The 13443-nt window shown below is 50.7% G+C and carries 8 protein-coding genes and 10 pseudogenes; 7 read left to right on the forward strand and 11 right to left on the reverse strand.

Features of this window, described 5'->3' with window-relative positions; all coding sequences use genetic code 11:
* A partial coding sequence (locus BG74_RS01310) for an AhpA/YtjB family protein (protein WP_439895626.1) occupies positions 1-240 on the reverse strand: 240 nt, incomplete at its 3' end.
* A gap of 650 nt (positions 241-890) precedes the next feature.
* On the opposite strand from BG74_RS01310, the gene BG74_RS12230 reads away from it, so the two are divergent.
* Positions 891-1013: a DUF5609 domain-containing protein gene (locus BG74_RS12230; RefSeq protein WP_187202480.1), complete on the forward strand. Its 123-nt coding sequence runs from the start codon at positions 891-893 to the stop codon at positions 1011-1013.
* Positions 1014-1454: 441 nt separating this feature from the next.
* Here BG74_RS12230 and BG74_RS09990 read toward each other — a convergent pair.
* Positions 1455-1752 (reverse strand): annotated as a pseudogene (locus BG74_RS09990) (CreA family protein); the annotation flags it as partial.
* A 245-nt stretch (positions 1753-1997) separates the two neighbouring features.
* On the opposite strand from BG74_RS09990, the pseudogene BG74_RS01315 reads away from it, so the two are divergent.
* Positions 1998-2846, forward strand: a pseudogene (locus BG74_RS01315) (GyrI-like domain-containing protein).
* Here the strand turns inward: BG74_RS01315 and BG74_RS09995 are convergent.
* Positions 2809-3388, reverse strand: a pseudogene (locus BG74_RS09995) (histidine phosphatase family protein). The pseudogenes BG74_RS01315 and BG74_RS09995 sit on opposite strands and share 38 nt — an antisense overlap.
* Before the next feature lie 100 nt (positions 3389-3488).
* Between BG74_RS09995 and BG74_RS01320 the strand changes: the two are divergent.
* The gene (locus BG74_RS01320; RefSeq protein WP_066596000.1) at positions 3489-3674 is read left to right on the forward strand and encodes a DUF84 family protein; all 186 of its coding nucleotides are present in this window, start codon (positions 3489-3491) and stop codon (positions 3672-3674) included.
* Positions 3675-4031: 357 nt separating this feature from the next.
* Here the strand turns inward: BG74_RS01320 and BG74_RS01325 are convergent, their stop codons facing one another.
* The 3 genes from BG74_RS01325 to BG74_RS18710 form a co-directional block, all read right to left on the reverse strand.
* Positions 4032-4436: a hypothetical protein gene (locus tag BG74_RS01325; RefSeq protein WP_066596011.1), complete on the reverse strand. Its 405-nt coding sequence runs from the start codon at positions 4434-4436 to the stop codon at positions 4032-4034.
* Between the two features lie 172 nt (positions 4437-4608).
* Positions 4609-4773: a hypothetical protein gene (locus BG74_RS12235; protein WP_187202481.1), complete on the reverse strand. Its 165-nt coding sequence runs from the start codon at positions 4771-4773 to the stop codon at positions 4609-4611.
* A 189-nt stretch (positions 4774-4962) separates the two neighbouring features.
* A complete protein-coding gene (locus tag BG74_RS18710; RefSeq protein WP_256364180.1) occupies positions 4963-5097 on the reverse strand; it encodes a hypothetical protein in 135 nt (44 codons plus the stop codon).
* A gap of 197 nt (positions 5098-5294) precedes the next feature.
* Between BG74_RS18710 and BG74_RS20170 the strand changes: the two are divergent.
* A pseudogene (locus tag BG74_RS20170) lies at positions 5295-6083 on the forward strand (ATP-binding cassette domain-containing protein).
* 117 nt (positions 6084-6200) lie between these two features.
* Here the strand turns inward: BG74_RS20170 and nadR are convergent.
* The 4 genes and pseudogenes from nadR to serB form a co-directional block, all read right to left on the reverse strand.
* A pseudogene (gene nadR / locus BG74_RS01340) lies at positions 6201-7424 on the reverse strand (multifunctional transcriptional regulator/nicotinamide-nucleotide adenylyltransferase/ribosylnicotinamide kinase NadR); the annotation flags it as partial.
* A 13-nt stretch (positions 7425-7437) separates the two neighbouring features.
* On the reverse strand, positions 7438-7805 hold a 368-nt coding region (locus BG74_RS15725; RefSeq protein ID WP_305809560.1), incomplete at its 5' end, for a magnesium chelatase domain-containing protein.
* A 1-nt stretch (position 7806) separates the two neighbouring features.
* A pseudogene (radA, locus tag BG74_RS01345) lies at positions 7807-8829 on the reverse strand (DNA repair protein RadA); the annotation flags it as partial.
* Positions 8830-8878: 49 nt separating this feature from the next.
* Positions 8879-9010 (reverse strand): annotated as a pseudogene (serB, locus tag BG74_RS15730) (phosphoserine phosphatase); the annotation flags it as partial.
* A 13-nt stretch (positions 9011-9023) separates the two neighbouring features.
* Between serB and BG74_RS12240 the strand changes: the two are divergent.
* A pseudogene (locus BG74_RS12240) lies at positions 9024-9089 on the forward strand (CreA family protein); the annotation flags it as partial.
* Positions 9090-9370: 281 nt separating this feature from the next.
* Here the strand turns inward: BG74_RS12240 and arcA are convergent.
* The gene (gene arcA / locus BG74_RS01350) at positions 9371-10087 is read right to left on the reverse strand and encodes a two-component system response regulator ArcA (RefSeq protein ID WP_066596025.1); all 717 of its coding nucleotides are present in this window, start codon (positions 10085-10087) and stop codon (positions 9371-9373) included.
* A 944-nt stretch (positions 10088-11031) separates the two neighbouring features.
* Here arcA and BG74_RS15735 point away from each other — a divergent pair.
* Together BG74_RS15735 and BG74_RS15740 are read left to right on the forward strand one after the other, a co-directional pair.
* Positions 11032-12465 (forward strand): annotated as a pseudogene (locus BG74_RS15735) (aspartate kinase); the annotation flags it as partial.
* A 129-nt stretch (positions 12466-12594) separates the two neighbouring features.
* A pseudogene (locus BG74_RS15740) lies at positions 12595-13443 on the forward strand (PALP domain-containing protein); the annotation flags it as partial.

A 13443-nucleotide genomic window follows, 5' to 3' on the forward strand; every position in this document is an offset into this window, starting at 1 on the left:
GTTTTGCGGCAGAGTACGTGCCAGGATAATGCCGATGGCGAGCGCCAGTAGTATCATCAGACGCAGCAGGTCAGTAGTGTCATATACCTGTTTGGCTTTAATCTCCAGCATGTGGGTATCCAGCGTCAGACAGACAAAACCAAGCGGGCCTTTGTCACCTTTGATCGTCCGCACCAGCTGGTGATTGAATAAGCTTCCTGCTTTCTGATTGCCGATAGCCAACCGGCCGCGTAAGCTGATGTTTTCGCCCGAGCCAGGCTACTACCAGACTACTCGTCCATATTATACACCTTGGCATCGAGAATGCGGCTATTGCGCGTGAGATGACACAGCACCTATTTGATAGGGCACTGTTATTATCACGGCTGGTTATCAAGTGTGTGCTAGCTCGCCAGTGAGCTGGCGGGTAAGCTCATCCTCCAACTCTCTGCGCCGAGCGGGACATTTGGTGACTAATGCCGAAATGGCCCGCGCTTTGTATTAATACCAGCGGCAGCGAGATGCAAATCAGCACGGATAACTGTGCAGTGTAGACAGAACGAGAATTTGGCGCGGGCTATAAGTTTTCCTTTCTCTTTTGGATGCTTTATTTTGCCGGAAGCGTCGGCGGTAGGATAGCTTGTTACGCTTAGCTAAGCTATAGCTAAGCTAAAGACGGCTGTGAACATCGTCATCGTCCTAGTCCTACAGGAGTTAACATGCTCAATAGTCTGACCTTATTCGATCTGCTTGAGGGGTTTCACACTGGCCGGGATTGTCTTTGTCATTAAGCGGCGATGAGGTCATGCCGCTGGATTATCAGGCTGGCCATACCGGTTAGTTGTTATACGGCAAAAATTTGGATAAACAGGATTTGTCGCGGTATCAGGCCGCGCGCTAGGCGCGCGATTGTGGTAGTTTCCGCCTGGAAAATCGACAACTATCGGGTGGTACGTCTGGCGGGATTACTGATGGCACACGCCACGCGGCTGGCCGATGATCACGAGCTTGGACGTGGCTACCCCCTTTGGTAAAACGCCCAATTTGTGCGCGCCGGGCCTGCTAATGATGGATATGGCCTCCACGGCGATAAAAATGAATGCATTGATGAGATAGCCAAATGGCGGGAGTTGGCGCATAGCCGACCAAGATTACCCGAGTGAGAAATGCACGGCGAACTGAATTTCACCTCCAGTCTGCGCCAGCGGGTCGCCACCTTAAAAAGACGCCGATGCTTGGGCTGGCATGTCACTATCGCCTCCTACGGCTTTACTATTTCGCCGAACTGCTGCTTGACAGTCCGTGTTTTTTTCCATCGCTGCCAACGAGCTTGAGATTCGTGATGGATGTTTGATCGGCTGGTGTTGGGGCAGCGGTGGATGCTGGTTACAAGGCACGGGAACTGACGCGGCTGGCGGACAAACTAGCTATCTCCATCAGCCAGGCGACGGCGATTGACGACGGTGCAAATGGTGTACCACCTGTAGGCATTTAAAAATCAGCTGATGTACGTTGTTGAAACACGACGCTGTTGTGATCAGGGCGGCTTTTAATCTTATCGCTTAGGGTAATTAAACTCGCTTGCTGGCAAAAAATCGCCTCATCGGACGTATCTTTCGGCCAGGCCAAGGCCGCATTTGATGCCACCGGTTTTGGTATGGCTGAGATAACAGGTCACATTAGGCACCTCGGGATCGTCAAACGCTTCCACTACGATTTTATGATCTGGGCTGAACGGCTTATAACTACGGTGTCGAAGGAACTTACTTTCTCGGTTTAGGCCTTCCCAAGGCAGAAGAGAAAGTGTAGCCCATCAGGATAATAACGATTTTTATTCATAGTTCAACGTACTTTTCTGTAGCTCCCCTTGAGGCCGCCGTGGCAAAGGAACCGGCGTGACTAATTTATATTAAATATAAATAATAAGGTTGTATATATTATAATGGATTTTATACAAAATATTGCTGTTATGAGTAGACGCTTTTCAACGACTCCTTCGCTGCTTTCTGAGGATTGTTATGGATCAAGCTGGTATCATTCGTGACCTGTTAAATTGGCTCGATAACTCTGGATCAGCTGTTGTCACTAGACAATGTCGCTGTATAAGCGGGCTATTCCAAATAATACCTACAGCGTATGTTTAAAGAAGCGACTGGCCACTCCATCGGTACCTATCTATATTCGCGCGCGCAGATTATCTTATGGCTAATACTAGATATCGGCACCCCAGTACCGTTTCGATTCCTAGCAAACATTTACCTGCCCTTTTTAGAAATAATTCTCCAAGATGCCAGCACTGTATCGCTACAAAGAAGAGTGGGATTCCACCGGTATCCAACCACCGATTCGTCTGTAACAATGCGTGCGGCCCCAGGCGGAGTCCATCCGGCTGCCGGCGATGGAAATATGATCAGCGTCACGCAAAGTTATACCTGCTGTCGGAGTAGCTCAGCAGCTTCCATACCGAGCTGCGCATCCATTTCTGGCGTCAATATCTAGGGAAGCCAAATGTCTGCCGCCTATCTCTTGTATGGCTTTAATAATACCCATCCCAGCCTGGAGAAAGAGAATGAGCAGGAAGTACTTTATATCATCGCTATTGATCCGCAACAATACATGCCGGAAAATATCCAGGGCGACGAGCCTGTCTATCTGGATGGGGGAATACGTCTGCTTAATTTATCAAGGCCAGTTCAACGACCTGCAGGACTTCATTCTGTCACTAGACGGCACTTAACTGCCATCGTAAAGCCTGGTGCGCCGTAAGGGATGCGATATCGAACGATTCTTTTCCCCGGTAGCACAAACCGGACGCGGATTTGCCGGATGCTATCCGCTGCGACTACCTGATTCCAGTGCACTATTAACGCTGTAACTCATCACCCAGCCAGACGCCAGCCACGGACTTTGTTGGTAATTCATGCGAGAGAGCAGTTACGCAGCTACAGTCGGCGTTCGGCATAGGCCAGCAGACCCAAGACGGTCCTTATCAGACAGTCGAGCGCATACCGTGTCTGACTAAAGCAGCATACTGCCCGCCAGCAACGTCAGGCAGTGGTTGAGGGCGGTATTCATGCGTGTCGTCATTTCGGTCATAGACTAACCGCCAGGAATGCGCCCGCCTTCAGTGCCATTGACCAATTCCGACGCCACTTCTTTTCCTCGTCGATCAGGGTAGCGATATCACGGGTTTCTAATACCCCATATCCAACTCGTGTAACCGCGCGTCCACCGTCATCTTGCAGCTGCAGAAGACGGTGATGATCTCTGCGGTATGGTAGCGTGTACGGCCAAATCCCTACTGATAATATGGGATACTCAGTGATAGGACCCGTTCAGCGACCTGTTCCGGCTGGCCTTCACCATTAGCGGTTAATGCGCTGTAGGATTGCCCGTGAATACAGCGCATCGCATTCCATTCAGTTTCGCCATGTCAAACAAGGTAAATTGTAACATACTTTTTTTCGTTATACTGCCTGCGTGAAAGAGACAGAAGTTAACCAGACACTATGTACAGTGTAATTGCTGCCACCCGCAACCTGGCCAAGGTTGACGCTATTCAGCACGCTTTTGATTGTATGCTCGGCCCGGGTAATTACCGAGTGTCTAGCATTGATATTGACAGCGGCGTGCCGCCCCAGCCGATGGGCAATCATCAAATCCGCACGCACACCACGTTAATGACTAATGACTAGCATTCGCTTAACCGCCTCCACTATGGGATAAAACCCGTACACTTGCATGAGCGAACGCAATAGCGCCTCCTCCTGCGCACGCTGGCCAGCGTCCTTAACAGCCTACCGCACCAATGATGCCATTCATCCTTTTGCCGATCCTCTTCTGGTAACTGTTCCAACCAGGCGCGGACCTCCAAAATATTGCCATGGTCCAGCGACATGCGAATGCGTCGTTCCAGTAATGCGATAGAATGGCTGCGAAAAATAATCCCATCGCACCAGTGACCAGTGCGACTGTTCTGGATTGCCATCGGTGCCCATCAGCCGATAGGCGACGCTCTATTCAAGCGATAACCGTTCGCTATTGCGCATTTGCTACGCTTTGGCCACAATCGGAATCAGGGAACAGGCATTTCCCACATCGGTGCGGGCCAGGTAGGCAAAGACAATCTGCATCGCCTGGCGGGTCAAATCGGTGAAGCTGACGTTGCGGGCGAAATCCGGTAATATCACCGAGTTATCCTGTAGCGCCGACAGTGCGTTTCCTATGGTTTGGTACTCGGCGGGCAGTTGCTTTGACAGATAGTTGACCAGAGCGATACTACTCTCTTTCACCGCTAACAGTATTCGTTCGATGGTAGCCAGCGGGCTATTCTCGCCAGCCTGGTCCCAAAAGCCAAACAGTTTACTGCAACTTTCCAGGAGAAAATACCCGTTCAGCCAGATGTTATTGGCGCCGTTCCAAGCCTCCTTCGGCTTGCCGGTAGCCCTATTTAGCATAATAGAAATTGCAACGTGTAGCCACCAATTTTGGCAGCTACGGACTTTTTGGCAGCTACGGACTAAAGACCAGCAGGTTATAGTCCTGACGATTCACCAGTTCGTTAACATAGCGCGAGGACAAGGAGAGAGCCGGCGACAGCGTCGGGTTAGCCCGGATAAAGGGATTGATTTAATCGGGACTGACCTGGGAGAGATCTTGCGATAGCTGCCGGTACGCCAGATAGGGATAGAGGGGATAGTCGCGCAGGGTGAGCAGCAGTTGCGCCACCACAGGCAGCAGCATCATTCCGATTGCTACTACCCACAACTGCCATCTGTCCACCTTGACCATCATTACTCATCCTCAACTGATTACCAGTCCCGCCGCAGGAATATCATTGCGCGCTTTTAACTGACTGGTTTCTGTTCACATGCTAGCCAAGCCAGCAGAATAGCACTAGCCGCATATGACAATAAAAATTATTAATATAGCAAACCGCCGTCGTGAGGCGGGTGAAAGCTGGCAATTACTCTCTTTTACGGTCTACGGCGTTCGGTGGGGTGGTGGTAGCCCTGGCGTGTCCCCTTTTCCTCCGCAGTGAGCGGGGGGATGTCGTTCTTCTTCTTTGGCCGCTAGCCAGTTGTAACGTCTCCTCTCCACCGCTGCGTTGCTGACCATGTGCTCAATCTGCCGCTGTCCGTCACGCTGTGATTACGCGCCGAAACGGGCTAAACTGGGTTATCGCACTGGCGGGTCATGTCCCACTCATTCTTGCCGCCGCGCGGGACAGTCAAAAACCCTATTAATATGAGGGTTATCCCAAAGTAGCTAAAAATTCGTCTACACTATGCGCCGCATCTGCAAAATCGGTTCCGCTGCCGAAACGCCATATTCTGAAAAATATTTCGCTGAGTTGTTCTCCTCCCCTCGGCGCCAAAATCGGCGTCCTGGGTCTTGATAGAGCAGAGAAATCAACACTGCTGTGTATCATGGCTGATATCCAACACCGACATCAGTGGCGAAGCTCGGCCCGGCCGCCACCCGGCATTAACATCTGTTATTTACCGTAGAAGGCTCTGATTTGATAACGAGAAAACTGTTCGCGAAGAGATCGAAACTGCCGTAGCGGACGTCAAGAAAGCGCTGATCCGGTTGGACACGGTATATGCCTCCTATGCTAAACCGGATGCCGACTTTGATAAACTGACCAAAGAGCAGCGGGAGCTGGAAGTTATCATCCAGGCCTATGACGGCCATAATTTGGACAATCAGCTGGAACACGCCGCAGACGCACTACGTCTGTCCGCGCCCTGGGACGTTAAAATTGACACCCTGTCCGGTGGAGGATGCCCGCGGGTCGCTGTTTGCTAGCTTCTGCTGAAAGAACCTGATATGCTGCTGCTTGATGAGCCGACCAACGATCTGGATGTAGAAGCGTTGCACGCGCTGAAAAGCGCTCTGCTGGAGTTCCCCAGTTGCGCTATGGTCGTATCCTATGATCGCTGGTTCCTCGACCGCATCGCCACGCGCATTATCAACTACCAGGACGAAGGGAACCTCAAATTCTTTTGAGGGAAACTTCACTGAATACGAAGAGCACAAGAAAAGGACGCTGGACGCTGAAGCGTTACAACTGCGCCGTCAAGTACAAGAAAATGGCCTGACGGCCATCAAGTGCGTTACAGTGCCTCCAAGCAGACGTTTTAGGTTTGCCTGGCGCAGCTACCGTTGCGCCTACGAACTTGGCGTGCCTCGGCGTTTGCCGGCAATGTCGTCAGCGGCTCCCCCAACAGCTCTTTCACCAGCGTAATGCACTGTAATAGGCGCTGGTCATAATCCGCCACATCCACCCGCACGTAGGGGATGTGATTGTCGTGCAGTAACTCCTCAAGCAAACTCTGGAACTCATCACGGTCCGCTGGCGTGCCGAGACTGCGTAGACCGTCGGCGACCCAAGGGGTATTGTTTTTCAGCAGGATAACTAAATCGAAACGGTATTCATCAATCATCGCTTGCACGAAAGGATGCTCACGTCCATGATATTTTTTGCAAAATGCCTGGCTAGTAACGAAGTCTGTATCGATAAAGGTCACCTTATTAGCGTATTTCACGGCGAAATCAATGAACTGTGCCTGGCCTAACGCAATTTTATCGTAATCGGAATATTGCAGCGCCATCTCGTCGCCGCCAAGGTGGGTGAATACATAATCACGGCCATATTCCCAGGCACTGGTTGTATTAAATATATTTGCCAACTTGTTGACCATAATTGACTTTCCACTGGATTCTCCGCCAATCAATGCCACGGTGCGGACGAAGAACGGTTTTACTTCCGTGGGAATATAGTCCCAATAGCGGAAAGGATCCTGGCGGATTTGCTCTCCGCTGATGGACATAAACGAACGATCAGGATCGATAATCACTGTTTCAATCCCCAGATGTTCACGATAATACGCGAGATCCTGTTTTTCACTCGAATAGATAAAATCCGCCTCGATGCCTTTTTCGGCCATGAAAATCTTTACGCCTTGGCTCCAGACATCCCAACCGTGTGGGTAAGGCTCTATCCCCTGTTCATTGAAAGCATGGATACGGATATTTTTTTGGTACTTGAAGGTTTGCAGCAACCAGCGCAGCCTGTCGCTGAGAGTGGGCTGCTGAGACATGGCACTGTCTTCAAACAGCCGCATGTCGCGCTGATCGTCGTAGTTGAGGATCACATGTAGCTCATCCACTTGACTAACAGCCCGCTGAATCAAATAGATGTGCCCAGTATGCAGCGGATAAAACTTGCCGAATATCACCCCGACCGTTTTCTGCCGCCGGGGAAACTCCAGCCTGAGGAAACAGTGGATGGCTTCGAGCTTCTGGGCGCTCGGGCTTTTGATTTTCGCGTTCAGCAGTTGGCTAAGGTAGCCCTTGCTGATGCCGCAGGCTTCTGCTACCTGCTGTAAGGTGCATCCCTGCTGCTTGATAGCGTTTTTCAGATAGTTGAACGACAACATATATTCCTCAGCGTCAGAGTTCTTCCAGTATCGCCAGCGCGTCGGCTAGTTTTTTTACGCCGAAGATCTGCATATTGTCCGGCGTTTTTTTCGGCACGTTCGCATGTGGCACGATGGCGAGGCGAAAACCATGTTTGGTGGCCTCAGTGATCCGCTCCTGGCCACTTGGAACCGGGCGGATCTCCCCCGCCAAACCAACTTCGCCGAATACTACTAGATTTTTTGGCAATGCGCTGTCGCGTAAACTGGATACCATCGCTAGCATCAGCGCCAAATCGGCGCTGGTTTCGCTGACCTTCACGCCTCCGACCACGTTAACAAAGACGTCTTGATCCGCCATCTGTAGCCCGCCGTGGCGGTGTAGCACCGCCAGCAGGATCGNCGCCAGCCGGTTTTTCTCAAGCCCCACTGCCACCCGGCTTGGATTGGCCATCATCGAATGATCCACCAGTGCTTGGATCTCGACTAGCAGTGGCCTAGTGCCCTCCCAAGCTACCATCACGCTGCTGCCTGGCGTCATCTCCTCCCCGCGGTTTAGGAATATCGCCGAGGGATTGCTGACTTCACGCAGCCCTTGCTCAGTCATGGCGAACACGCCAAGCTCATTTACTGCACCGAACCGGTTTTTATGACTACGCAGAGCACGGAAACGGGAATCGGAATCGCCGTCAAGCATCATGGAACAATCGATACAGTGCTCAAGTACTTTTGGACCCGCCAACGAGCCGTCTTTAGTCACATGACCGACCATGATTACTGCCACGCCTTGAGTTTTGGCGAAGCGGGTTAGATAGGCGGCGGATTCCCGCACCTGGGCGACGCTGCCCGGAGAAGACTGCACATCGTCCATGTGCATGACCTGAATCGAGTCAATGACCATCAAACGTGGTTTTTCCTGCGACGCGATCAGGCAAATTTTCTCAATGCTAGTTTCCGACAGCATATTCAGATTGCCGGTAGGCAGCCCAAGCCGGTGGGCACGCATCGCTACCTGTTGTAGGGACTCCTCACCGGTAACGTACAGGGTTTTCATTTCGCCGGCCAGCTTGCAGAGCGTTTGCAACAGCAACGTACTTTTCCCGGTGCCAGGGCTGCCGCCAATCAAAATTGCGCTACCCGGCACCATGCCGCCGCCCAGCACGCGATCCAGCTCTTTGAAACCTGTGGAGAAACGAGGCAGAGCTTCCAGGCTGATGTCCGAAAGCTTTTGCACTCTGCTCACTTCTCTCTCGCCGGCGTAGCCGCTGAACCGTTCGTTGCGCGCCGACGGCATCGTGGCGGCAAGGCCAAGGCGAACTTCGGTGATAATGTTCCAAGCATGGCAGGCGGTACATTGCCCCTGCCAGCGGGGATAAACCGCACCGCATTCGTTACAAACAAAAGCACATTTTACCGCTTTAGCCACAGATTACCTCGGCAAGATAGGGCGCGCCAGACGCTGCTGGCGGGCACGCTCAGCGTTCATCGTGTTTGATATTGCCGCTCAGAATGCACAGCACTCCCAGCAGATCTGCGCGAAGAATCGTCACCTTACTCTACTCTATATTGACTTTCGGCTTGGCATGGAACGCGATGCCAGACCCACTGATTGTATCATCAATACGCTTTTATGATCCCAAACGAAACGCGCTAGTGTATCTCTCCTATTCAGATCGGGTGGTGTAAGGTTCACCCAAGAATGTGCTGAGCGCAGCGCCGATTATTTCCTGGGGCGAATCGCGTCCGTAACCGGCTTGTCCGGCACCGTGCGTGAGGCTATGGTGTCATATGCACCGCTATATTTCTGTGCGAAGGAATTCAACTTTAACGGAAATGGGCGACCGTGGCTATCTGGCATATCGGGCGGCGGCTGATAGGGGCGACGCGAAGCCGTTTACTAGTGGGTGACGAAAGGGTCATCGGACCTCCTCCTCCCCTGCGAGGAGGAGGTCGTCGTCAATTAAAGCTTACTCTTCTAAATCGCCGCAGAAACGATAACCTTCACCATGAACGGTGGCGATGATTTCCGGCGTATCCTGCAAAGATTCAAAATGTTTTCGGATGCGACGGATAGTGACGTCCACAGTGCGGTCGTGAACTTTAAGCTCGCGGCCTGTCATTTTTTTCAACAGCTCTGCGCGGGATTGGATCTTGCCTGGATTCTCGCAGAAATGCAGCATAGCGCGGAATTCACTGCGCGGCAACTTATGACTCTTGCCATGGGGACTGAGCAGAGAACGGCTATTGATATCAAGCTCCCAGCCGTTGAATTTATAGCTTTCCACCAATTTGCGCTCTTCAAGAGCGCCGCCCAGATTCATGGTACGGGACAGCAAATTGCGTGCGCGTATAGTAAGTTCGCGGGGGTTAAAGGGCTTGGTAATATAGTCGTCGGCACCGATTTCCAGCCCAAGGATCTTGTCAACTTCGTTATCGCGGCCAGTAAGAAACATCAATGCAACACCGGCATGCTCTCGAAGCTCTCGCGCCAGCAACAAGCCATTTTTACCCGGTAGGTTGATATCCATGATGACCAAATTAATATCATGTTCCGACAGGGCGTGATGCATCTCTGCGCCGTCGGTAGCTTCATGAACCATATAGCCTTCAGCTTCAAAAATGCTTTTGAGGGTATTACGGGTGACTGACTCGTCTTCAACGATAAGAATGTGCGGGGTCTGCATGGGTTGCTACCTAAAATTACTAAAATAATTGAAAGAGGAGGTACTCAAGCCACTGTTGTCTTTAACAGTAGCGGAGGAATAAGACGTATACTTCAAGGCTTCTGACCTGAGCACTTTATCGTGCTCTATCGTGATTAATGCTCTGTTACCTACCGGCGACGCTTACCTGGATTCAGGGCCTGATTTCTCAGGATTAAATACTACATAGCCTACCTATATTAACAATAATATAACAGCGTCAACCGAATTTACCACTCGAGAAAATATTATTTTGATGACGTATATCAAAATAAACCTTAATACTTATATTATTTCTGCAGACAAGATTAACAGCACGGCCCGTTAGATAATTTTCACATCTCTTTATGTACTAATATCCTATATTATTTAACCTAACAGGGCAGCTAGGAGAAAATAACCAACAGCACGGACGCCGCTCGCGGTATAAGGGCGCTGAGGTCCCGAGACGCGGCGCTTGGTCTAGAGCTGATGGATAACTTTTACTTATCGATTAGCATTATAATTGGCGGGACAATGGTGTGAAATATTCTGTTTCTCCTGTCGCTATTTTCCACAATTGACAATAGCTTTTGTCTAATAACTTAAGTGACTACGTAATTTCGCCCTACCCCAGGCTTGACGGCGTACCCTGTCCGTTCCTGGGTGCAAGAAGCGGCGCCAAGTCTAATTGGTGGCCAACCTCTTCTACCGGTAATTCTTATCTTGGTTGCGTTAACCGTTAGCATATATAGGCTGGGTTATGGGCGATAGTGGCACTTTCCGGCGAGCACTCAGGCCGCGTTCAGAGAGCCGCAAAATTATCACCACTACTGATACCACTACAGGTAGCGTCGTGAGCTGAGACGCATACAGGAATCCAGAAAAAAGCCCGCACCTTGATACTGCTGGCTTTTATTAAGCTTAATTCAGGAGATGAAATAGAAATGCGAGTGCTGAAATTCGGCAGTATCTTCCTCTGTCGACAACGTGGAATGTTTTATCCGCGTCGCTGATATCCTTGAGAGTAATAGCCACCAAGGACAGGTGGCAGTAGTATTATCCGCTCCGGCCAAAATTACCAATCACCTGTTTATGATGATAATAGACCGTACGCTCAACGGCATTGATATCCAGATGAATATCCTTGACTCCGAACACATCTTTACCCGGCTGTTGGACGGACTGGCCGCCGCGCAGACGGCGTTTGACACCCGGAGCTGCGTAGCCAGGTGGAACAGGAGTTCGCACAACTCAAACAATTACTGCACGGCCATTCCACTGCTGAAATACTGCCATGATAGCGTTAATTCCGCGATCATCAGCCGCGGCGAAAACTGTCTATCGTGCTAATTAATGGAAGCGCTATTGTGCGCGGTTTCAACGTGACGATTATCGCCCGGTGGAGAAGCTGCTGGTGTAGGGGGTGCTACCTGGAATAGACGGTGGATATCGCCGATTCCATCCGGCGCATCAACTATGTTGCCATCGCTGCCGATCACATTATTCTGATTATTTGATGGCAGGCTTTACCGTCGGTAACGAGCGCGGTGAACTGGTGGTGCTGGGCCGTAATGAATCCGATTACTCCGAGGAGGTTCTAACATCCTATCTGTATGCCGATTGCTGAGAAATCTGGACGGACATGGGCGGCGTTCATACCAGAGACCTCATCAAGTACCGGATGCTTGTTTACTCAGTAATATTTCCTATTTACTCAGTTAGCTTTCCTATTAGGAGGCGATGGAACTTTCCTACTTCGGTACCAAGGTTCTTCATCCCCGTACTATTGTCCACATTGCTCAGTTCCAAATTCTCCGTCTTGTTAAAAACACTACCAATCATCAGTCTCCAAGCACATTGATCTGACCCGCCATCGGCGAGCAAGGTGACCCGGTCAAAGGCATAACCCATCTAAATAATATGGCGATGATCAACATTTCCGGCCTGAGAATAAAAATATGATTGGTATGGCGGTACGGGTTTTTTCGGCTATGTCTCGCGCTGGAAGCTCCGTAGTGCTGATTACACAATCCTCGTCGGAATCCAGCATCAGTTTTTTTGCGTGCCGCAGTATGAGTTGGTGGACAGGAATTCTACCTGGAGCTGAAGACGGTCTGCTGGAGTCACTGGATTTAATCTCCTGCTTGGCGATTATTTCGGTGGTCGGCGACGAGATACGCAAGCCGCGTGGTCTGTCCGCCAAGTTTTTTGCGGCGCTGGCGCGCGCCAAAATATCAATATCATCGCTATCGCCTAGGGATCCTCCTAGCATTCCATCCAGTGGTAGTGAATAATGACACAGCACTAACATCTGTGTTTTGGTCGCGTATCAGATGCTGTTTAATACCGATCAGGCCATTGAAGTCTTCGTCATCGGCGCGTGCCGATGACTGGCTGACGCAGCACTACCTGCAAAAAAGCTGAAGGTTTTCTGCAAAAAAGCTGAAGGTTTTGTTCATATTTGCTGCCTGGATACCTACGTCGCCCATATGATGATGAATTAAAAGATGAAATTGTTCAATATAAAGGAACACAACGAGCAGGTCAGATTTTACCAAGCGATATAAAGTAGGGTCTTGGCCGTCAGTAGAGGTTATTTTTTCCATAGAACTGCTCGAATTAGCCCTGACCGAGATAGACGAGTTGCTGAAAATGGATTTCGTTAGCTACAGCACGCGTATTTTATCGGCTTATATCAAGTGAAGGATTGCTACTGGAACGCGTATTGGAGCGCGTGGCGGCAGCCCTTGAATTCCCGGCGCCTGTGGTGGCAGGAGCCGAAGATATCGCCAAGTTATAACTATTTTACGGATAAGTATTTCAGCGGCCGCCTTATGGCACAGATGCTCACCTAAGTTGGCCAGGGCTAGCCGGTGACTATCATTGTCACGACCTCCGATGACACCGGTGCCTCAGTGGCCCACGCGTTTTACGAGCTTAAGAATGTGTAGGTCGTAATCCTCTACTCCGAAGGCAAAATCAGCCCGCTGCAGGAAAAGCTCTTTTGCACGCTGGGCGGCAATATTCATACCGTGGCGGTAGAGGGGTTTCGATGTCTGCCAGGCGCTGGTGAAGCAGGTATTCGATGATGGAGAGCTGAAACAAACGTTATGGCTGAACTTCGCTAACTCCATCAATATCCACCGGCTGCTGGCGTAAGATTTGCTACTCTTTTAAAGAGGTAGCACAGTTTCTGCAGCAGGCGCACAGATCGGTGATTTCGGTACCGAGGGGCAAATTTCGGCGATCCCACTGCCGGCCTGCTGGCCAAAACCTTGGGGCTACCGGTGAAGTAATTGCCGACACGAACGCCAAAGATACTATACCGCGGTTTCTGAGCAGCACAAAACTGACAG

Origin of the sequence: Sodalis-like endosymbiont of Proechinophthirus fluctus, assembly GCF_001602625.1 — a bacterium.
Taxonomy (GTDB): domain Bacteria; phylum Pseudomonadota; class Gammaproteobacteria; order Enterobacterales; family Enterobacteriaceae.

What these genes read in the sequence shown, in the direction of transcription:
- BG74_RS01320 (WP_066596000.1), top strand. Translation starts at nt 3,489, where the DNA reads ATGTACAGTGTAATTGCTGCCACCCGCAACCTGGCCAAGGTTGACGCT.
- BG74_RS01325 (WP_066596011.1), bottom strand. Translation starts at nt 4,436, where the DNA reads ATGCTAAATAGGGCTACCGGCAAGCCGAAGGAGGCTTGGAACGGCGCC.
- BG74_RS12235 (WP_187202481.1), bottom strand. Translation starts at nt 4,773, where the DNA reads ATGATGGTCAAGGTGGACAGATGGCAGTTGTGGGTAGTAGCAATCGGA.
- BG74_RS18710 (WP_256364180.1), bottom strand. Translation starts at nt 5,097, where the DNA reads ATGGTCAGCAACGCAGCGGTGGAGAGGAGACGTTACAACTGGCTAGCG.
- arcA (WP_066596025.1), bottom strand. Translation starts at nt 10,087, where the DNA reads ATGCAGACCCCGCACATTCTTATCGTTGAAGACGAGTCAGTCACCCGT.